General features: G+C 40.9%; 18 protein-coding genes and 1 pseudogene. 6 read left to right on the top strand and 13 right to left on the bottom strand.

Annotated features, from left to right (window positions below; translation table 11 throughout):
• Nucleotides 1-389: 389 nt before the first annotated feature.
• From L3V25_RS11055 to L3V25_RS11035, 5 genes are all read right to left on the bottom strand, one after another.
• Nucleotides 390-680: a hypothetical protein gene (locus tag L3V25_RS11055; RefSeq protein WP_027695889.1), complete on the bottom strand. Its 291-nt coding sequence runs from the start codon at nucleotides 678-680 to the stop codon at nucleotides 390-392.
• A 412-nt stretch (nucleotides 681-1,092) separates the two neighbouring features.
• Nucleotides 1,093-1,683, bottom strand: coding sequence for a DUF2238 domain-containing protein (locus tag L3V25_RS11050; RefSeq protein ID WP_237295397.1), 591 nt, complete (start codon nucleotides 1,681-1,683; stop codon nucleotides 1,093-1,095).
• Between the two features lie 74 nt (nucleotides 1,684-1,757).
• Complete coding sequence (locus tag L3V25_RS11045) at nucleotides 1,758-2,591, bottom strand: S1-like domain-containing RNA-binding protein (protein WP_237295396.1); 834 nt, start codon at nucleotides 2,589-2,591, stop codon at nucleotides 1,758-1,760.
• Nucleotides 2,592-2,727: 136 nt separating this feature from the next.
• Nucleotides 2,728-3,204, bottom strand: coding sequence for a DUF4442 domain-containing protein (locus L3V25_RS11040; protein ID WP_237295395.1), 477 nt, complete (start codon nucleotides 3,202-3,204; stop codon nucleotides 2,728-2,730).
• A 148-nt stretch (nucleotides 3,205-3,352) separates the two neighbouring features.
• Nucleotides 3,353-4,246, bottom strand: coding sequence for a putative PEP-binding protein (locus tag L3V25_RS11035; protein ID WP_237295394.1), 894 nt, complete (start codon nucleotides 4,244-4,246; stop codon nucleotides 3,353-3,355).
• A 199-nt stretch (nucleotides 4,247-4,445) separates the two neighbouring features.
• Between L3V25_RS11035 and L3V25_RS11030 the strand changes: the two genes are divergently transcribed.
• Nucleotides 4,446-5,507 (top strand): 3-deoxy-7-phosphoheptulonate synthase, encoded by a 1,062-nt coding sequence (locus tag L3V25_RS11030; protein WP_237295393.1) that lies wholly within the window; start codon nucleotides 4,446-4,448, stop codon nucleotides 5,505-5,507.
• A 2-nt stretch (nucleotides 5,508-5,509) separates the two neighbouring features.
• Nucleotides 5,510-5,992, top strand: a complete 483-nt coding sequence (locus L3V25_RS11025) for a YajQ family cyclic di-GMP-binding protein (protein ID WP_089123003.1) — start codon at nucleotides 5,510-5,512, stop codon at nucleotides 5,990-5,992.
• A gap of 93 nt (nucleotides 5,993-6,085) precedes the next feature.
• Here L3V25_RS11025 and L3V25_RS11020 read toward each other — a convergent pair whose 3' ends face one another.
• Together L3V25_RS11020 and L3V25_RS11015 are read right to left on the bottom strand one after the other, a co-directional pair.
• Entirely contained in the window at nucleotides 6,086-6,745 is a 660-nt protein-coding gene (locus L3V25_RS11020; protein ID WP_237295392.1) for a hypothetical protein, read from the bottom strand.
• Between the two features lie 387 nt (nucleotides 6,746-7,132).
• A complete protein-coding gene (locus L3V25_RS11015) occupies nucleotides 7,133-7,774 on the bottom strand; it encodes a LysE family translocator (protein WP_192999395.1) in 642 nt (213 codons plus the stop codon).
• Between the two features lie 135 nt (nucleotides 7,775-7,909).
• On the opposite strand from L3V25_RS11015, the gene L3V25_RS11010 reads away from it, so the two are divergent.
• Complete coding sequence (locus L3V25_RS11010) at nucleotides 7,910-9,391, top strand: carboxypeptidase M32 (protein ID WP_237295391.1); 1,482 nt, start codon at nucleotides 7,910-7,912, stop codon at nucleotides 9,389-9,391.
• Nucleotides 9,392-9,405: 14 nt separating this feature from the next.
• On the opposite strand, the gene L3V25_RS11005 is transcribed toward L3V25_RS11010, so the two are convergent.
• Nucleotides 9,406-9,942 carry a DUF924 family protein gene (locus L3V25_RS11005; RefSeq protein ID WP_192999393.1) on the bottom strand — a complete coding sequence of 179 codons (537 nt, stop codon included), beginning with the start codon at nucleotides 9,940-9,942 and terminating at the stop codon, nucleotides 9,406-9,408.
• Between the two features lie 121 nt (nucleotides 9,943-10,063).
• Complete coding sequence (locus L3V25_RS11000; RefSeq protein ID WP_237295390.1) at nucleotides 10,064-10,843, bottom strand: EcsC family protein; 780 nt, start codon at nucleotides 10,841-10,843, stop codon at nucleotides 10,064-10,066.
• A 226-nt stretch (nucleotides 10,844-11,069) separates the two neighbouring features.
• On the opposite strand from L3V25_RS11000, the gene L3V25_RS10995 reads away from it, so the two are divergent.
• The gene (locus tag L3V25_RS10995) at nucleotides 11,070-11,696 is read left to right on the top strand and encodes a porin family protein (protein WP_237295389.1); all 627 of its coding nucleotides are present in this window, start codon (nucleotides 11,070-11,072) and stop codon (nucleotides 11,694-11,696) included.
• A gap of 87 nt (nucleotides 11,697-11,783) precedes the next feature.
• Here L3V25_RS10995 and L3V25_RS10990 read toward each other — a convergent pair whose 3' ends face one another.
• The 3 genes from L3V25_RS10990 to L3V25_RS10980 form a co-directional block, all read right to left on the bottom strand.
• Complete coding sequence (locus L3V25_RS10990; RefSeq protein ID WP_089123010.1) at nucleotides 11,784-12,275, bottom strand: outer membrane beta-barrel protein; 492 nt, start codon at nucleotides 12,273-12,275, stop codon at nucleotides 11,784-11,786.
• 193 nt (nucleotides 12,276-12,468) lie between these two features.
• Nucleotides 12,469-16,395 (bottom strand): ATP-dependent RNA helicase HrpA, encoded by a 3,927-nt coding sequence (gene hrpA, locus L3V25_RS10985; RefSeq protein ID WP_237295415.1) that lies wholly within the window; start codon nucleotides 16,393-16,395, stop codon nucleotides 12,469-12,471.
• Between the two features lie 195 nt (nucleotides 16,396-16,590).
• Nucleotides 16,591-17,316, bottom strand: coding sequence for a sulfite exporter TauE/SafE family protein (locus L3V25_RS10980; RefSeq protein WP_237295388.1), 726 nt, complete (start codon nucleotides 17,314-17,316; stop codon nucleotides 16,591-16,593).
• A 135-nt stretch (nucleotides 17,317-17,451) separates the two neighbouring features.
• Here L3V25_RS10980 and L3V25_RS10975 point away from each other — a divergent pair, with 135 nt between their 5' ends.
• Nucleotides 17,452-17,892 (top strand): TerB family tellurite resistance protein, encoded by a 441-nt coding sequence (locus L3V25_RS10975; protein ID WP_237295387.1) that lies wholly within the window; start codon nucleotides 17,452-17,454, stop codon nucleotides 17,890-17,892.
• A gap of 101 nt (nucleotides 17,893-17,993) precedes the next feature.
• Nucleotides 17,994-18,101 (top strand): annotated as a pseudogene (locus tag L3V25_RS10970) (IS110 family transposase); the annotation flags it as partial.
• A 28-nt stretch (nucleotides 18,102-18,129) separates the two neighbouring features.
• On the opposite strand, the gene L3V25_RS10965 reads toward L3V25_RS10970, so the two are convergent.
• Nucleotides 18,130-19,566 carry a hypothetical protein gene (locus L3V25_RS10965; protein WP_237295386.1) on the bottom strand — a complete coding sequence of 479 codons (1,437 nt, stop codon included), beginning with the start codon at nucleotides 19,564-19,566 and terminating at the stop codon, nucleotides 18,130-18,132.
• Nucleotides 19,567-19,898 lie beyond the last annotated feature (332 nt).

Raw genomic sequence — 19,898 nt, 5'->3', positions numbered from 1 at the left:
CAGGGTTCGCCATTCTTGGTTAGTGCGTCGTTTGGCCATTTCAAATCTCCTTTGCTGCTTTGGGTTGGAGGTTTGATCTTATTATTCGGGCTAGACGATTAGAATGCGGGGTTTATGATGCGCTTACTTTCCATTTTATTAACTTCCATGTATAAAACGATTGAGGTGAAAATGCCTTATCTTAGCAATGTCATTGAGAATTCTGACCATGTAACGACTATAGCAACAAAAGTGCTAAAACCTCTATTGTATTTCAATAGTAGTAACAAACTGGGCACGAGAATGAGATCAATGTTAAAGGGAGTAATTATGGGGGCGGTAAAAGATGAGGAGAGTTGATAAACGAAAAACAAACTCTGTCCTTGAGTCTGTTAACACATGAGAGGAGATTAATGGCGAATAAAACTTGGGATCTCGTCAATAAAGTGGTGCTCTTTTTCTATTACTCCAGCTTTTGTCCGTTGTTGGATCAATTCTGGTGCATCTAAAAATGCTTTCGCTTTCTTCGCATCACAGACTTTAAACATACAAAACACGTTCAGTTCTGATTGAGTCGATGATGTTTCATGCCAAAGACTTTTAAGCATCAACCCTGCTTCTTCATAGGAAATGGTGTTTACATTGAAGTAATCGCGCCATACCTGATAGTCCATGATTTTATTTCTACATAAAAGGTACATAATAAAACCTTGTTGAATATATACCCAAGTAACTTCAAGATGCGAGTTTCAGCAAGAATAAAACAAGCTTTAGGCAAGACAAATTGAATATGATCATAGTTATTCTATCTCTGTTCAATTTAACGCAGCATAAAGCTTGTTTTAACTTGCCCTTCGGGAGCTTCATTCAAACCTTTATGCCGCGTCAGATTGGCTTGAAAGGTGTTTACATTCCTTCACCAATTTTCCTTGCCTAAAGGTTTGGATGATAGCTCTGAATTCTGCATCTTGAAGTTACTTGGGTATAACAGTTACTCACTTTCAGTGGGCGGCTATTTAATGCCATTTGTTTCGATGGTTCAAGCATAGGTGATCAAATTATCACCAAGCCTCCCCTAGAAAAGCGACTTCTTTGATATAACTCAACTAAACTTCACCCTTTCAGCGCCTTTAGCTGCCTATCATGCCACTTGGCCATCAAGATAAGGCAGGTAATGGCACCGAATAGAGCAAAAGCCATATCTGATTGTGTATCCCATACGTAGCCTTGGGTGCCGAGGAATGCTTCTGCATTTTCCCCCGTCGCGACCGCTACCCACCATTCGATTAACTCATAAAAGGCACTAAAGGCCAAACAAACCGATAGTGCAAATAGGTTCATCCATGCCTTGCCATTGACAATATTAAGCCTGAGCAAGAGTTCACGAGCAATTAAAGCAGGAACGAAGCCTTGTGCAAAATGACCTAGCTTGTCGTAGTTATTACGTGCGGCACCAAAGAGATTATCGAAGAGAGGCACTTCAGCATACGTATAATGCCCACCCACCATCAAAATGATGCAATGAATAAGAATGAAGAAATAAAGCAATGAGGTCAGCTTAAAACGCTGGTAGGTAAACAGTAATATGGCAGCACCAATCAGCGCGGGCAATACTTCCAAAAACCATGTGAAGGTATCTTTCGGTTCAATCGCTGACCATACAAACGTCACTACAAACACGACAGCCCATAAAATTCTTGCCATAGCCTATCCTCTCATACTCTTTGAATAGCAAAACGCACAACTTGAAGTTGTGCGTTTTAGTTAAAGTCTTAATGCTAGATTTTGTAAATCCCATCTTTATCTATGCGGATTTTACCTTGTTTGTATAATCCACCGATGGTTTTCTTAAATGTTCCTTTACTGGTACGGAACACGGTGAAAATCGCTTCTGGTGTAGATTTATCACTCAATGGTAAAAAGCCACCTTTGGTTTCCAATACATGCATGACCTTTTCACTCAGATCATCCATTTTCGCCACACCAATTTTCTGTAAAGAGAGGTTAATACGTCCATCTTCGCGGGTGCCTTTGATGTAGCCTTTTAAGCGTTTACCAACAAACAGCTTGCCGAATACATCAGACTTAAAGATAACGCCCCAATGCTCACCATTAATAATAGCTTTGAAGCCTAGATCGGTACGCTCTGCAACCAACAACTCTACCTGCTGGTTAATTTCATAATTAGCAGGTGTTTTATCTAATAATTTATTAAATTTGGTGGTACCAACAATACGGCCAGAGGCTTTATCAGAATAGACATAAACTAAAATGTTTTGTCCTTCATCTAACGGCACGCGTTGGTTGCTAAAAGGTACCAATAAGTCTTTCTTATCAATGCCCCAATCAACAAAAGCACCAACATTGTTGACACCTACCACGTGCATCATTGCCCACTCGCCTACTTGCGCCAGTGGTTTCTCGGTGGTCGCCGATAGTTGGTTATCTGAATCAAAGTACAACATCACATCAATGTCATCGCCAATATTTGTTCCTTCTGGTACAAATTTATTTGGCAACAAAACCGAGCCGTAATCATCAGCGTCTAAGAAAAGACCGAAGTCGGCTTGTTTGGTAACTTTAAGTGTGTTGATTTGACCAATATTAATCATGAAAACTCTTATTTATTAAAAACGTATTAATTGCCAGTGATAACTGTAGCAAGACTGAAAAGATTATACTCGCTTACCGACATTATTCACGTAAATACTACGTAAAACTAAAAGTTAGCTGATCAGATAACCGCTATTAATTCCCCACCGCTTTCACTGACAAGGTTAATTCAAATTCAGCCATTGGCTTATCAGCATTGAGGCTCGGACACAATGCGGTAATTCGTACCGGTTGATTCACACGCTCACCAGTCTCCATGGTCTCTGCTAACATTTGGTCAATGAGCTTTCCATCGTTACAAACGAAAACCACATCCGCTTCAGGGCGCGCAAGAAATTCAGCTTTAACCGCCTTAAATGCTAACGATATTTTCTTACCCATTTGCTCCGATTTACTGATCGCCAAAAAGCCACCCGCCGCATCGGCTCCAACGGCAAGAGCGCCAAAGTACATACTATGCAGATGATTTTTGGTTTCTTTATTTAGTGGAATTTTAATTTCAACCGATTCATCGGTTAGCTTCAAAATCTCAGGCTGACAATAGCCAATCATAGGAACCAATTGTTCACCGAAATACTTTAAATGCTGATTTGCCTTACTAAGTGCCGTCATGGAAATGTTCCTTTTTAGTTGTCACATCAGACCAGTTAAATCGGTATTAACAATTTCGTCAACAGTAAAATTGATAAGCTGTTAGCGACATAAAAAAAACCGACAGTTAAGTCGGCTTTTTGTGACAACGATAGTATGTTTTGATTAATTACACAGCAGCAAGAACTTGTACCGAGTCTAGCTCCGCCAGCATTTCTTGGATCTTAGGGTAATCCGTAAGGTTTTGACAGTACACCACACAAGGCTTATTGGCATGACTGGCCGCTTTTACAGCTTGTGATAACAGCATTAATACCGCTTCATGGTCTGGATTAAATAACGACTCTAATGCTTCGTTATGAATATCTACCCCCAAGGTTAATTGAGTTAAATTGCCGGTATTCACCACTAAACCATCAAAATATTGAAGAAGCTTATCCGCAAGCAACACTGAAGAAGGCGCATCACAGCAATACAGAACTTTTAATCCACCTAGTCCTCTCGGCAGTCCTTGAACAGCCAAACGATCAATCACCATTGCAGCATCACTTAACGCTCGTACAAATGGCACCACGATTTCAATATCGATTCCTTTGTCACGTAGCTGTTTAATCACTTTACATTCAAGTTCAAATGAATGGGTATATTCAGCAGAAGCAAAACGAGAAACGCCTCGAACGCCAATCACAGGGTTAACTTCCTGCTTTTCAATACTGCCACCAATTAGCGCCTTATAAGCATAACTGTCAGCATCGGATAAGCAGACTCTCACCTGTTTATGGTGAGGTAATATTGAAGACTCGATACGCGATACTAGAGTTGACACGAAATGTTCATCAGCAGATTGTTCACCAAGTAGCGCTTGTAAACTCGATCTATCTGCCTCAGATAAGGCATCCAAATGCAGCCCAATCTCAGGATGATAAAAAATGCTTTCTTGCACTAAATCACTTAGTGAGACAAACAAATGCGTTGCACTTTCAATTGATGATGCTTGGGAAGATGGTAGAACATCCCCTAATAATGCATTAGTTGGGATTGTCCCTTGCGCAGTATCCGACATAATTACTCCATTAATATTGTTATAGTCTGAAAATACTGAGATTAGAGAAACAAAACAAGAAAAATTCCAATTTCCTGGTCAATAAGGCATCAATTAATAACAAAGTAATAAAATTCCCCAACAAAATGTCCGTGAACGTTTATTCCCTTCGTTATTTCCGTTATCTTTACCCAGTGTATCTTTAAATGAAGACAAACGAATGCCTTTAAAAACTGATGAGCTAAGAACCCAAGCGTTAGGGCCTATGCCTACGCCAATGGAATTAATGCAAGCTCACCCACTGCCTGATGATGTGGCAGAACATATTGAAAACTCGCGCCGCCAGATAGAAAACATTCTGTCAAGTAAAGACTCTCGCCTACTAGTAGTGGTTGGACCATGCTCTGTACATGATACCAACGCGGCACTGGACTATGCGCAACGCCTTAATGCACTGCAAGATCAATACAAAGATCAGCTGTTTATTGTGATGCGTACTTACTTTGAAAAACCAAGAACCGTGATTGGTTGGAAAGGCTTAATTACCGATCCTAACCTTGACGGTAGCTACGCGTTAGAAGACGGTTTAAACAAAGCTCGTAAATTACTGCTCGATATCAATAAACTTGGCTTAGCTACTGCGACTGAGTTTTTAGACATGGTGACTGGCCAATATATCGCTGACCTTATTTCATGGGGTGCTATCGGCGCACGTACGACTGAATCGCAAATTCACCGTGAAATGGCCTCTGCGCTTTCTTGCCCTGTTGGGTTTAAGAATGGCACAAACGGCAATGTGAAGATTTCAACCGATGCCATTCGTGCAGCACAAGCGTCCCATTACTTCTGCTCGCCAGATAAAAATGGTCGCATGACGGTTTATCGCACATCCGGTAACCCATACGGTCATACTATTTTACGTGGTGGCGATACTGGTCCTAACTTTGATGCAGCATCGATTCAATCTGCTTGTGAGCAATTAAGCGATGTTGGCTTAACGCCTCGTTTAGTAGTAGATTTCAGCCACGCTAACTGCCAAAAAGAGCATCGTAAGCAATTAGATGTGGCGCAAGATATTTGCAACCAAATCAGCAATGGCTCTCAATCAATCGCAGGTATCATGGCGGAAAGCTTTATCGAGGAAGGTAATCAACCAATGACGGACTTAAATGCCCTCACCTATGGTAAATCGATTACTGACCCATGCCTAAGTTGGAAAGATACGGTAACCATGCTCGACATGCTTGCCAATACCATTAAGAATCAATCGGAGAAGAACTGATCATGCCTTCATTTGACATAATTTCTGAAGTGGACAGCGTTGAAGTAAGAAATGCCGCGGAAAACGCCAATCGTGAACTGGATACACGTTTTGATTTTCGTAACGTAAACGCTAACTTTGAGTTTAAGAACGATATTGTAAAACTGACTGCAGAAAACGAATACCAACTTGGACAAATGATGACGATGCTTCGTGGTCAACTTGCTAAGCGTGGTGTCGATGCCAATGCGGTAGATTTACAAAAAGCCGATCAAACTGGTAAAACGCACACTCAGGAAGCCAGCTTTAAACAAGGCATTGATGTTGCCATTGCCAAGAAAGTAGTAAAACTGATCAAAGACTCGAAGATCAAAGTTCAAGCTTCGATTCAAGGCGATAAAGTTCGTGTAACCGGTAAAAAGCGTGATGATTTACAGCAAGTGATGGCACTAGTAAAAGGTGCTGAAATGGATCAACCTTTCCAATTCAACAACTTTAAAGACTAAATCTGTACGCTCGTACATTAATGAAGAAAGGCGATACATCACTGTATCGCCTTTCTTTTATTTAGTGTCTATCTATTTAGAGTCTATCGAAATTTAACTCTGAGGTTTTATACCTAGCTTCGTAATTAAGGCTTTTACATCGGCGAGTTCTTGTTTTTTCTTAACTAGAGCGCTATCAATTTTGCCAATTTGCTCAGTAGCTAGTTGCTCTTTTTTACATGAGTCTGATTTTGGATCCCAGCTTGTACCATCTTTAAATAGCTTACATTCTTCTTTCAGCTTTTCAGTTTGAACCGCTAACTTTTCACGAGTGGTTGTCAGCTTAGTAAGCTGAGATTCCAACTCACCTTCTTTATCAAAAAGTTCATGGGACTGTTTATATAAATCACTTTGTAGTTCAGTGGTTTTCTCTAGCTGCTTATTTTCTGTTTTCAATGAAACCGCTTGCTCTTTTTGTACAACTAAGGTTTTTTCAACTTTTTTCTTTTGTTGCTGCAGTTTCGATAACTGTTGAGTCAGTTGATCTATTTTTTCTTGTTGCTGCTGAGATTTTTGTTCGAATGATTGCCCTTCGGTCTCTAGCTTAGTTTGTAGTGTTTCTACTTTCGCTAATAATTGCTGATGTTTTCCAGCCAGTTCATTTTGCTGAAGTGTTGCTTCTTGTGCGGCTGGGTTAATAACGGCGTAAGTAATCACCGAACCTAAAACAACTCCAATAACTGTTGCAATCATGAGCGGAACTTTATTATTCATGGATGTAGTGTTTCCTAGATTTATTAACAATGTCGAACCAATGGAAATGTATACCTAACGAGCAAGCTCAGTAATCACCACGGAGCTAATATAGATTAGCAATGCAGATGACAAGGCTATTGCCACCCAGGTCTGTAGTTTGGCATTGGTTCGATATTTCAGTAGCAAATATGCAAGCACCACAAAGATGGCAATGGCAATCAATCGAGTCATAGTATCCCTTTCAATGTTATGTCGCTTACAAAAACCAGTAAGTTATTCAATAAGCTTAAAAATTTATAACATCTTCATGGAAAATTACCTTGGTCTAGCTCAAGGTTTGTTTTCACAATGTCATTTTTAATGAATACGGAGTCGCTTTGTGAAGTCCCGCATTCATTCAAGCACTTAATCGTTATCTAATGCTAATTTTAGACCAAGAGTAATCAAAACGGCACCAGTGATCCCTTCCATCCACTTCATTGCCGAAGAATTTTGCACCCAGTTTTTCGCAGAATGAACCATAGTCGCAATGCCACACTGCCAAACCATCGCAATTACAAAGTGAATCGAGGCCATAAATAATGACTGTAGTAAGGCGGAATGTTCAGGATTGATAAACTGCGGCAGAAAAGCGAGATAAAATACTGCCGTTTTGGGGTTAAGCACATTCGACAATAAACCTTCACGGAACGAACGTTTAGCTGATAATGGTTTCCCTACCGACCCACTTGTGACATCTAATTGACCTTGGCCTTTCCAAATCGCAATTAAGCTGGTTACACCAAGGTACACGAGATAAGCTGCACCGACTAATTTCATCGCATGGAACAGTTCAGCAGACTGTAGCAATATCGCCGAAATACCAATGGCAGATAACGTGGCATGGACAAACAAACCACAGCAGATCCCTAAACTGGTCACACAACCGTCTACACTACCACTTCGAGACGTGTTCCTGATCACAAGTGCGGTATCCAATCCCGGAGTGAGTGTCAAAATAGTAATCGCAATCAAAAATGCGCCAGAATTGATGATATAAAAGTCCATAATGTCCCTATGGTAAACGTCCAAATGAATGTTTGTTATATCAGTGAAAGCTTAGTAAATAAAGAGTTTTGCAGCGTTCTTTTCAAGATGTTATAAGATGAAATCATACTGCGCAGCAATGAATTAAGGAAAATTATGATCCATTATCAAAAACTCGTTCAACACGCACAGAAAATCGCTAACTTTAATCATTTAGCGGCAATATCTGGTTGGGATCAGGCTGCCGTTATGCCAAGCGGTGGCAATGAAGCTCGATCCAAAGCAATGGCGGAATTATCAGTGTTAATTCATCAACTCAGCACTGAGCCACAATTAGAAGACTGGTTCCATGAAGCAGAGCAAGAATCATTAAGCCCTATCGAGAAAGCCAGTTTACGTGAAATGAAACAGCGCTGGCAGCAGGCTACCGTCCTTCCACAAGATCTCGTACAAGCCAAATCATTAGCCGGCTCTAAATGTGAACATGCTTGGCGAACACAACGTAAACAAAATGATTGGAATGGCTTCGCTCAAAATTGGCAAGAAGTGGTAAACCTATCTCAGCAAGAAGCACAGATTCGCGCCGATAGTTTAGGCACAACGCCTTATGATGCCATGCTCTCACTCTATGAACCCGGTACAACCAGCCAATCGTTAGATGTCGTTTTTGAAAATGTGAAAACTTGGCTGCCAAATCTAGTGGATCGAGTGATTGAAAAGCAAGACAAGGAAAGTGTGATATACCCGAAAGGCCGCTTTCCAAGTTCACAACAAAAAGCACTAGGCTTAAAAGCGATGAAGTTTTTGCAGTTTGATTTTGAGCATGGTCGCTTAGATGAAAGTGTGCATCCATTTTGTGGCGGCGTACCGACTGATGTTCGGATCACTACTCGCTATGATGAAAATGATTTTATCCAATCGCTAATGGGCACAATTCATGAAACTGGGCACGCTCGTTATGAACAAGGATTGCCTACCTCATTAGCAGGTTTACCCGTCGGTGAAGCCAGATCAATGGGTATTCATGAATCACAATCTCTGTTCTTTGAAATGCAACTAGGCCGCAGCCCAGAATTTATTAATCACTTATCAGCAATGGCGAGAAGTGAGTTTCAAGTGGGAGATCAACCTGCCTTTTCCGCAGACAATTTCCGTAAACTTTATACTCGCGTCGAAAAAGGCTTTATTCGTGTAGATGCCGATGAGCTCACCTATCCTGCTCATGTCATCCTACGTTATGAAATTGAACGCGATTTGATGAATGGCAATATCTCTTATAAAGATGTTCCAGAGTTATGGGATCAAAAAATGCAGTCTTACCTTGGCTTATCAACCAAAGATAATTACCAAAATGGTTGTATGCAAGATATTCACTGGACCGACGGTGCTTTTGGTTACTTCCCAAGTTACACACTCGGTGCCATGTATGCCGCGCAATTCATGGCAAGCATGCGTAAACAAGTGAATGTATCTGAGGTAATTGAATCAGGCGATTTAAGCTTAATCTTTGCTTGGCTAGATGAGAATATTTGGAAGAAAGCTAGTCAGTTTTCAACCGATGATCTGGTTAAACAAGCCACCGGTGAAACCTTAAACGCAGAGCATTTCAAATCGCATTTAAAATCACGTTATTTGTAAAATGTACTGAATGACTAAAAACCGGCGTTAGGTTGTTTTAAAAACTCAACCTCTGCGTCGGTTGAAGGTCTGCCTAAAATATCATTACGGTGGGGATAGCGACCAAAACGTTCAATAATCGCTTTATGCTTATATTCAAAATCGAGATTGGATGGCAAACCGAGTTCAGTAAATAAGCCAACGGCAATTTCATGGATCATTGCTGATTCGCTGTGCATATAAGGCAAATATAAAAACAAACGTTCATCTTGGCTTAAATGTTGGTCAAGACCTTGGCTAATCGCTACTTGGGAAAGCGTTAAAGCTTGAGCATCGCTCGCAAAAGCTCTTGGAGTATCTCGATAAATATTACGGGAGAATTGATCAAGAATGATGATTTCTGCAAGCGCCCCTTTCGGCTCTGAGCGCCATGTGTAAAGCTCTCCTTGCTCTGCTTGAATATGTAAATTAGCAAATTTATATTCAATTAAAGAGTCTAATTCGGGATCCTTTGCCCACCACTGCTCTGGTGATAAGACTTGAAACCAAAATTCAAGAACTTGTTCCTGCATAACCATCTCCTTTTTATTGAGTGTTATTCAGTATAGGAGATAAACGTCATACCAAATCCAATACGTAGATAGACTAAATTTTTAGCCAGCTAGAATGATCCGTTACTTGTTGAAATTGGTATCAAAGCTTATTGTACTCTTGCTGCACGAGTTCCTTGCCATAGGTTCTTTCTAAGCGGCGGATAATAAAGTGCCCGGTTGCCATGTCCTGATAATGGCCAATAAAGATAGTATTAATGATTGCGCCACCTGCTGCACCTATTGCTGGTACTGCTTGGGCTGCCGCTTTTTCAGTGACTTGAATACCAAATCGTTTGGCTATTTCAGCGGTAAACTTCACCAGAATCGGCGAACCTTGATCGGTAATGGCTTTTTTAGCTAGAAACTCTGAAGCATCGAGCACCGATTTCGCTAATGCGGTTCTTACTGCATAGTAACCACTTTCAGCACCATCATCTTCTTTACTTTTACCACCTAGCGCAAACACTTCCAAACAAGCTAATTTGGTCTCTAAGTTAGAAACTGATTCCCCTTCCGCACGTGCAATATCCGCAATCGAACGTAACATGATCGTGGTTGAAATAGGCAACTCAACCGCAATACCGGCAACGCCAAAAAATCCACCAACCCCGCCGGTTACCGCAACACTCAACTTATGCATTCGGTTTGAAGCGAGCCCAGTAGCTGTGCTCTTCATAGTATAGATTGCAGCATCAGAGGCTTTTAATAAGGCTTTTTGAGTCACCTCATTAATACTACTATTCCAGCTTTTAGGTAATAGTTTTAACCCTTGCTCTATGGGTGAGCCTATCGCGTTGGACATTTTGGCGGCCAAGCCAGGGTTTTCCAATAATTGCTTGGCTTGGCGTAGGTCTTCAACCTCTTCTAACTGTAAAAGCATTGGCACACCTTAAATGGATAAAACACCAGACATGTAAATATAACATTCACATTGCTACAGACAGGATCACAAAATGTTAATGACAGCGCAATTATTTGTTTATTAAATGTTTAATCAATCTATATCGCTTATATAAGTTGCGCCAAATCAATAATCAGTTAATATTTGATTACAAATCAAACAACACAATGATATGTTAACTGCATCACATTCCAGAGGGAAATATATGAAGAATTTAAAATTAGCGCTTTGTCTATTAGGCACCACATTACCTATCGCAGCACCTACTCTAGCAGCTGATGCAGATACAACCAACCGTGATTTTTCTGGTTTTTATCTTGGTGCGGGTTATGGTAAGTCATATTTTAGTGATGGCGACTTAGGAAAAGATTCACCTAATTATATACAAGGTAACAAAGTCGATTTCGATATTGATACAGATGACAATAACTATCAAATTTACGGTGGTTATTACTTTAACCGAATTGTCGGAATTGAAGCTAACTACATAGACTATGGCAATATAGATACCAAAGAAAAATATACTGGGACTAAAAATAGCACATCCGTAAAAAGTGCATCAGTAGCAGCTAATATCGGTTATACCTTTGACAGTGGCATTCGCATCTTTGCCCTTCCTGGTCTTGCTTACATTGATAGTGATGCAAGTAAAGATAATGTTGGTTTCCACTTTGGTACAGGTGTTGAATACACACCGAATGCCGTTCCACATTTAACACTACGTGCTATATATCAAGGTGATGTGTACTTTACTGATGAAAAAGATAATGATGGTGATAACTATACCTTTGTTTCTTCTTCGTTCGCACTAGGCGCAGCTTACCGCTTCTAATTCTGCCTTATAATAAGAACAACTAAAATAAAAAGAGCCTCGATACTTTCAATATCGAGGCTCTTACTATTAGCTATAGTTTAATGCTTATAAGAAGTGGAATGTTGCACTCACTGAATAAGTATTTGCGTCAAACTTATCAAAACCAAAGTGGTTGTAAGCAAGACCAAGTGACAACGAACCTAGAGGAATGCCATCTAACACTGTGTATTCCACACCAGCGCCGTACATCATGTCATAACCATCATCACTCTTAAATTGGCCAGAGCCTACATCATATTTGTTCGCACCAAGTTTACCGTAGAACTCTAGTGGACCAACATTGATGCTTGGTTTGATTGCCGCATAAACAGTCGTTAAATCAGAACCGCCGATGTCACCTAAGTCCCAGTAGCCTGCTTCAACGCCGATAAATGGTAAAATACCTGTACCGATATTCACACCGTAAGTACCTTCATTACCAGCACCTGATTCAGTAAAATCAGCCGTACCGTAGTTCACACCAGCATAAAGCCACGAGTCAGCTAGTGCAGGTGACGCCGCACCCATTAAAGCCAAAGCTAAAAGCGTTTTTTTCATTGTAATCCCTTCGAATCCTTCGATTATCATATTCATGGAAATGAGAGTGGCTCAAAATCCATATTTAAAACTTATTATGCATGATTAGTGAGATGGGCTGTAAAATCAAGAAAAAATCTCACTTTAGCGACTATTTCAATCATTTACTTACAAAACACTTAAAGATTATAAGCTTTTTCTTACTCACTATTCTTTAACATGCATCAATAGCATTCTTAACTCGCTTATCTGAAACCGGATATGGCGTGCCTAATTGCTGAGCAAAGTAGCTCACACGTAGCTCTTCGATCATCCAGCGTATCTCCTTGACGGAATCGGGGATTTCTACCCCTTTAGGGATCTTGTTCAGCAGTTCTTTATAATCCTTAGTCACCGACTCTACCTTCAAGATGTGTAAGCGGTCTTTATTTGGATCAATCGGCAATTTTTCCATTCGGCGCTCAATCGCTTTCAAATAACGCAAAATATCCGGTAGACGCTTCCAACCACATTCGGTGGCAAAGCCTTTAAAAATCAAACCTTCTACTTGCGCTTTAATATCCGATAACGCAAACGCCATGCTTAAATCAACTTTGCCTTTAAGCTTTTTATTGATGTTAAAGGCGGTAGTTAAAATCGTTTCTACCTGCTGTGCAATATCGACAACCGTATCGCCCAACTCAGCACGAACATGCTCTTTCAATGCTTCAAACTGTTCAGGCTGCCATACTAGGCCGCCCTTTTGTTCAATCAATTTATCAACACCACAAGCAATACAGTCATCAATTAAATCGAGCACTTTGCCATAAGGGTTAAAGTACAATCCCAATTTTGATTTATTCGGTAGGTTGCTGTGCAAATATTTAATCGGTGACGGTACATTAAGCAACACTAATCGACGTTGACCTGCGCGCATCGCCTGTTGCTGCTCTTGCTCGGTCTCAAATAGTTTAATTTCAACACTATCTTTCGCATCCACTAAAGCAGGGAAAGCTTTAACCTCAAAGCCACCTCGTTTTTGTTGGTAAACCGTTGGTAGTTCACCAAAACTCCATGTATGCAGACCTTGCTGTTCGATATCATCGTCAGCCACTTTCGATAAGGTTTCTTGAACTTTATCTTTCAAGCTTTCTTTAAGCTCGTATAAATCGTAATGCTCTTTTAGCTTACGTTTACGGTGATCGACCGCGCGGAATGTCACTTTAAGGTGATCTGGAATTTGTTCGAGTTGCCAATCTTCCCGTTTCACTTCTACCCCAGTCATGCGGCGTAGCTCTTTTTCTAACGCATCTAGAATTGGCATTTCCATTGGTGTAACGCGAGATAAGAAGGCATCCGCATAGTTTGGCGCTGGCACAAAGTTACGACGTAACCCTTTAGGCAGTGATTTAATCAAACTTACCACTAGCTCATGACGTAAACCCGGTATCTGCCAATCAAAACCTTCTGGGCTCACTTGGTTAAGTATTGGTAGCGGAATATGTACTGTCACCCCGTCATTGTCTTGGCCCGGTTCAAACTGATAGCTCAGCTTTAACTTCAAACCATTTTGATGCCAAAAGTTTGGGTAGTCTAAGTCGGTCACATGACTAGCATCACCTTGGAACAACATCTCTTTTTCAAAATCGAGTAGTTCAGGGGTATCGATACTGGCCTTTTTCCACCACGAATCAAAATGACGCCCCGAAACTACATCGGTACTGACACGTTGATCGTAGAAATTAAACAGCTCATCATCATCGACCAAAATGTCACGGCGACGCGATTTATTCTCAAGCTCCTCAACTTCTCGTAATAACTTACGGTTTTGATGGAAGAACTTATGTTTGGTTTCCCAATCGCCTTCTACCAACGCACTACGAATAAAGATTTCACGGCTAATAACCGGATCAATCGGCCCATAATTCACATTACGCTTAGGTACAATCGGAATGCCATACAGCATCACTTTTTCTGACGCGATAACGGCAGCTTGCTTTTTCGACCAATGAGGCTCGCTATAACTACGCTTAATTAAGTGTGGCGCAAGAGGTTCAACCCATTCAGGCTGAATTTTAGCAATGATGCGTCCCCACAGCTTTGATGTTTCCACCAGCTCTGCCGACATGATCCACTTAGGTTGCTTTTTGAATAAACCTGATGCTGGGAAAATATGAAAACGTGCATTACGCGCACCTTGATATTCACTCTTTTCGGTATCTTTCACACCAATGTGCGACAGTAAACCAACTAATAACGCAGTATGAACCGATTGGTAGCCGGCTGCTTCTGTGTTGAGCTTAGCGTCCATTTCACGCATCGCTTGATGCAGTTGGAAATACACATCTTGCCATTCACGGACGCGTAAGTAATTTAAGTAGTCTTGCTTACACTGCTTACGGAATTGATTGCTCGATAAGGCTTTTTGTTGCTCTTTGATGTAGTTCCAAACGTTCACAAAGGTAAAAAAGTCTGACTCTTCATGGAAGAAACGTTTGTGCTTATCATCTGAACTTTGCTGTTTATCACTAGGACGTTCACGTGGATCTTGGATCGACAACGCAGAGGCAATAATCATCACTTCTTGCAAACAGTTATATTTAACCGATTCAAGAACCATACGCGCTAAACGAGGATCAATCGGCAAGCGAGCTAATTTGCGCCCTATTGCGGTTAACCGTTTTTTAGGATCTTTGGCATTCGGATTAATCGCACCAAGCTCTTCTAGCAGACGCACACCATCTTGAATATTACGCTTATCTGGCGCTTCAACAAATGGGAAGGCTTCAATATCACCTAGCCCTAGTGCCGTCATTTGTAAAATAACCGAAGCTAAGTTAGTACGCAGGATTTCAGGGTCTGTAAATTCTGGACGTGAGTTAAAATCCTCTTCCGAATACAGTCGAATACAAATACCTTCACTGACACGGCCACAACGTCCTTTACGCTGATTGGCGCTGGCTTGTGAAATCGCTTCAATAGGCAAACGCTGCACTTTAGTACGGTAGCTATAACGACTAATACGCGCGGTACCCGGATCAATCACATATTTGATTCCCGGAACCGTTAACGAGGTTTCCGCTACGTTGGTTGCCAAAACAATACGACGACCGGTATGCGATTGGAAGATTCGGTTTTGCTCGGCAGACGATAATCGCGCATACAAAGGCACGATTTCGGTATCTCTCATATTTCGGTGACTAAGAGCACGTTTAGAAAGCGCATCCGCGGTATCACGAATTTCACGCTCACCATTCATGAAAATGAGAATGTCACCTAAACCGGGTTCATCACATAGCTCATCGACCGCTTGAAAAATACCTTCTAGTTGGTCAAGATCTTGGTCTGCATCATCTGGATTCAGCGGACGGTAACGCACATCAACCGGATAAGTTCGACCCGACACTTCAATAATTGGCGCTTTATCAAAATGGTTGGAGAAACGCTCAGGATCAATGGTTGCCGAGGTAATGATGATTTTAAGATCTGGACGTTTTGGTAGTAACTCTTTCAAGTAACCCATGATGAAATCGATATTCAGGCTACGTTCGTGCGCTTCATCGATAATGATGGTGTCGTATTGATTTAAAAAGCGATCGTGCTGAATTTCCGCCAGCAAGATACCGTCGGTCATCAGTTTAATTTGGGTGTTGTCTGAAATCTGATCGTTAAAACGAACCTTGTAACCGACATACTCACCCATTGGGGTTTGCATTTCTTCCGCAATACGACTGGCAACAGAACGCGCAGCTAAACGACGTGGCTGAGTATGACCAATCAAACCGGCACGACCACGACCGAGTTCACTACAGATCTTAGGAATTTGCGTCGTTTTACCTGAACCCGTTTCACCAGCAATGATCACCACTTGGTTATTGGCAATCGCTTCTGCAATGTCATCACGCTTTTGGCTAACCGGTAAATTTTCTGGGTATTCGATATGCGGTTTATGTAGGCTACGGTTTTGCACTACCATCATCGACTTTGCTATATCCATGGCGATTTCATCAAATACCGCGGCTTTAGCTTCTGGTTTCTTAATTTTACTAGCACCATGAATTCGCTTACTTAAACGAAAACGATCACGGATCATGCAGTCTTTTAATGCGGCACGTAGGCTGCCAGCAGTATTGCCCTGCGCGCCATTCTCTTGGGTAGTCATCTCTTGAGTTGATGAGTGAGAATCAGCGGAAGAATGGGCGTTATCATGAGGGTTGGTCAAAACGATTCCTATTGAAACGATTAGAGAGCGCAGATGAAGATTGCCCTGCACTCATAAAATATAGAATTATCAAAATTGTAACACAGGGCGAAATGAGATCTAAACTGTCGCCCTAATTAATCTTTATACCTAACACTACAACTGCAAGCCACGCACAATCGCGGTCGTGGCACTGGCTAGACACAAGACTAGGGTAAAAATACGAATCCACTCTTTCGAGACATACTTCACCACCATTTGCGCTGCAACATAGCCGAGCCACCCCATAGGTAACAATGGAATCGTCATAACCACGTGCTGCCAAGTCAAATAGCCAATAAAGTATTGAACGACTAGGGATATCATTGAACTGAAGACAAAGAACGCCGCTAGGTTACCGCGTAACGAAGAAGCATCTTGGTGCTGTAAAATCAACGCCATTGGTGGCCCACCAATACTTGAACTAGTGCCCATAAAACCGGAGAAAAAACCTGCAACTGCCATTCTATTTGGTGTCGGTTCAAAACGAATCGGAGTAAGGCTAATTAATACCGCCAATAATACCATTCCACCTAGCCACAATGATAAAACAGAGCTAGACACGTACAGCAGTAAAACTCCCCCCGCAACAGAGCCAGGAATACGACCATAAATCGCCATTTTCAAACCACCAATAGAAATGTTATTGCGGTATTTATAGGCATTAAAAAGTGAGTTAAATAACGCCACCATCACTATCGGCGCAGGGACATATTGAGGAGAAATTAAGAACAGCAAAGGAGCCGCGACCACTGCGAGCCCAAAACCAATCGCGCTTTGTACAAATGAGCCAAGGAAAATCATTCCCATCGCAAGTATCACAGTACTATTTATATCAAACATGAGATTCCAAATTGGAGAGTGATTTTGAAAAGAAGCGGCATTATATCGCTAAATCATTTTGATTGATGAAGACTTTTCTTGATTTTTAATGTCAAAGTTTTAGGGTGTATTGATAACAAACGTATGAAGGTCATTATGATTCAATCTTTAAAAAGCTTCTTTAATCAAATCGTTGATGGAAACGTTCAAGAAAATCAATCGGTTGATACTAACCTAGCGATAGCCGCCTTACTCTGTCAGGTTTCGCAAGCCGATCATTCTGTTGATGAAAAAGAAGAAGCCGCCAAAATACAAATGCTAGGTAAGCTGCTTTCTTTAACCGAAGAGGATGCGAAAGCTTTATTACAAGAGGCCACTTTGCGTTCAGAAAACTCGGCATCTCTTTATGAATTTACCGACCAACTACGCGATTTAGAGCATCAACAACGTTTTGAACTAATTCAATCCATGTGGCAAGTCGCTTATGCAGATAACGTTCTAGACCCAATTGAAGAAGCGATTATTCGAAAAGTCGCCGAACTGTTGTACGTTAATCACAGTGATTTCATTCGCGCCAAACTCTCCGTCGCTCCTTAATCTAGCAGTGTCAGATCGTTTATTCCTACTCTGGTATCAGAAGCTATGCTTTCAATTAAGCAAGCAGCTTCTATTATCGGTGTAGCGACGATAACCAAAGAAAGCCCAATAAAGTCGCCATCATTGCCTGTGTTAGAAAGATGGTTGTTATCTTAAATTCGATACTAAGAGATGGCGTCATGTGGGATGAAAATATCGCTAAAAATTAATTATTGGCGCCATAGTCGTTTGTTATATTTACTTAGACTTTGCTAAAGCAATGACTCCCATCATAGATTTTGATGCCTGCTTAAACTCATTTTGTTGTTCGAATTTGTCAGATGCATATTTTCCAGCTGTAGCGACAAACCCCACGCCCGACAAAAATGGAGCTAGTGCCGGCATCATACTTACAGCTAGCGTACCTGCACCTAACAAAGCCGTATACTTATGCTTCGCATTATATTTGTCGTTAATGGCCTGAACTTCTTTTGTATGCTTAGAAACCATTACATCAATATGGGAACAAACTTCCGATGCAACATACCCTAAATCATCTAATCTTGATGTTGGTAGACTATTTACTGCATCTCGTAGCTCTCGTCGAAACGCTACATTTTCATTTGTTTTGCGCAATTCCACTATTTGAGTATCGGTAATATTGGCCAGATAGCTCAACCGTTCAGATGCCATCGCCTTTATGACAGCGTCCGTTGAATAGTCTACATTTGATAAATTGAACCGTTCATTCTTCATTTTAGAAACGAGCTGATAATAATGAGCTTGGGCATCAATGCACAAAAGCGGATTACTTCTCATGTTGTCAGAGTGTTCAAGCAAGTGAAATTGTGGTAACAAACGCTCGAAGATACCTGTACACACAATTTTAGTATCCCCTAAAGATAAATGCTTTTGGCACCAATCTTCACTTCGCCAATGTCTCATTTCAAGCTTGTAGTTCTCGATAGCATCAGCCATTGGTTCACCAGCACTTTTTCCTGGGGAAACAAACAATTTCGTTTTCTCAACCTTTCGGAAAAACTGCTCCTCATGCTTTTCACTGTATTCAATAACATCTGGTAATGTTTGAATACCTTCATCAACATAATAGTTGAACACATCAGCAATCAATTGCATTGATTGATCTTGTGTATATGCATCATTTTCCTCTTTGGTTTTCTCAAAGCTGGGGAAAATAAAGAATGGTAAGATATCAAAATCACTTGATAGTAAATCGCTAAGGTGAAGAACAAAAAACGCCATCTGTAAGGGGATGACATGGTTAAAGCGCTCTTCTTCTCGACTTTTCTCTAGGAAAGGCATTATTGGGTCAGGAATTAGAACTGTGTCAGAAAAGAGGATTGATTTTCTCGTAGCATTTAGGTGTGTCTTCAAGAATCGAGAACTTCCACCCAAGTTAAGTTTGCAAGCATCCATTTCTATTGACAGCTGATAGACTTCCTCTCCTTGAGATTCATAAAGTGAATTCAATTTTTCGCCAAGCCTAACAAAGGCGAGCATTGAGCGCTCTGCTCTTGCTGGATTATTTCGATACTTCTCGGCCATTGCAGAAATACTTTCTTCAAATGAGTCTAGGTCGGAAAAATTCCGTGGCTCTTTTCCAGTTACATCAACAAAGAACTCATGAATAATTTCAAAATATGATTTTTGATAAGAAAGTAAAACTGGATTCATTCTTGAACTCCGAAGTTGATTGTAAATATAACAGTGTTTTAGCAAGAAACACGGATAAACCCGAAGATTTTTCAACACGTTCACTGCTAATCCATTCATTTATCACCATAAGATACTCTAATGATGGACTTTTAAAAGCAATTAGCCGATTTTATGCGATGTAGAAAGCGAGAACTGGGTTTAGCGAGCCAATTGTTATAGTGACGAGCACCACAAGCCAAAAATATCACTAATTAACAATTACCTAGTGTTAAATCGGATAGGCACTATTTAGAGAATAGTTCTCGCTTTCACTCAACGTTTGTTAAAAACCGAAAAATGGCATTATAACT

Origin of the sequence: Vibrio sp. CK2-1 (assembly GCF_021726515.1) — a bacterium.
Classification (GTDB): Bacteria; Pseudomonadota; Gammaproteobacteria; order Enterobacterales; family Vibrionaceae; genus Vibrio.
This window is presented reverse-complemented; position numbering and strand designations above follow the sequence as displayed.

Excerpts from the sequence above, each read along its gene's own strand:
- L3V25_RS11000 (WP_237295390.1), bottom strand. The coding sequence starts at position 10,843 with ATGCTTTTACAGTTAGAAGAGGTTGAAGACCTACGCCAAGCCAAGCAA.
- L3V25_RS11050 (WP_237295397.1), bottom strand. The coding sequence starts at position 1,683 with ATGGCAAGAATTTTATGGGCTGTCGTGTTTGTAGTGACGTTTGTATGG.
- L3V25_RS11010 (WP_237295391.1), top strand. The coding sequence starts at position 7,910 with ATGATCCATTATCAAAAACTCGTTCAACACGCACAGAAAATCGCTAAC.
- L3V25_RS11015 (WP_192999395.1), bottom strand. The coding sequence starts at position 7,774 with ATGGACTTTTATATCATCAATTCTGGCGCATTTTTGATTGCGATTACT.
- L3V25_RS11005 (WP_192999393.1), bottom strand. The coding sequence starts at position 9,942 with ATGCAGGAACAAGTTCTTGAATTTTGGTTTCAAGTCTTATCACCAGAG.
- L3V25_RS11030 (WP_237295393.1), top strand. The coding sequence starts at position 4,446 with ATGCCTTTAAAAACTGATGAGCTAAGAACCCAAGCGTTAGGGCCTATG.
- L3V25_RS11040 (WP_237295395.1), bottom strand. The coding sequence starts at position 3,204 with ATGACGGCACTTAGTAAGGCAAATCAGCATTTAAAGTATTTCGGTGAA.
- L3V25_RS10980 (WP_237295388.1), bottom strand. The coding sequence starts at position 17,316 with ATGTTTGATATAAATAGTACTGTGATACTTGCGATGGGAATGATTTTC.
- L3V25_RS10990 (WP_089123010.1), bottom strand. The coding sequence starts at position 12,275 with ATGAAAAAAACGCTTTTAGCTTTGGCTTTAATGGGTGCGGCGTCACCT.
- L3V25_RS10975 (WP_237295387.1), top strand. The coding sequence starts at position 17,452 with ATGATTCAATCTTTAAAAAGCTTCTTTAATCAAATCGTTGATGGAAAC.
- L3V25_RS11020 (WP_237295392.1), bottom strand. The coding sequence starts at position 6,745 with ATGAATAATAAAGTTCCGCTCATGATTGCAACAGTTATTGGAGTTGTT.
- L3V25_RS11035 (WP_237295394.1), bottom strand. The coding sequence starts at position 4,246 with ATGTCGGATACTGCGCAAGGGACAATCCCAACTAATGCATTATTAGGG.
- hrpA (WP_237295415.1), bottom strand. The coding sequence starts at position 16,395 with ATGACTACCCAAGAGAATGGCGCGCAGGGCAATACTGCTGGCAGCCTA.
- L3V25_RS11025 (WP_089123003.1), top strand. The coding sequence starts at position 5,510 with ATGCCTTCATTTGACATAATTTCTGAAGTGGACAGCGTTGAAGTAAGA.
- L3V25_RS10965 (WP_237295386.1), bottom strand. The coding sequence starts at position 19,566 with ATGAATCCAGTTTTACTTTCTTATCAAAAATCATATTTTGAAATTATT.
- L3V25_RS11045 (WP_237295396.1), bottom strand. The coding sequence starts at position 2,591 with ATGATTAATATTGGTCAAATCAACACACTTAAAGTTACCAAACAAGCC.
- L3V25_RS10995 (WP_237295389.1), top strand. The coding sequence starts at position 11,070 with ATGAAGAATTTAAAATTAGCGCTTTGTCTATTAGGCACCACATTACCT.
- L3V25_RS11055 (WP_027695889.1), bottom strand. The coding sequence starts at position 680 with ATGTACCTTTTATGTAGAAATAAAATCATGGACTATCAGGTATGGCGC.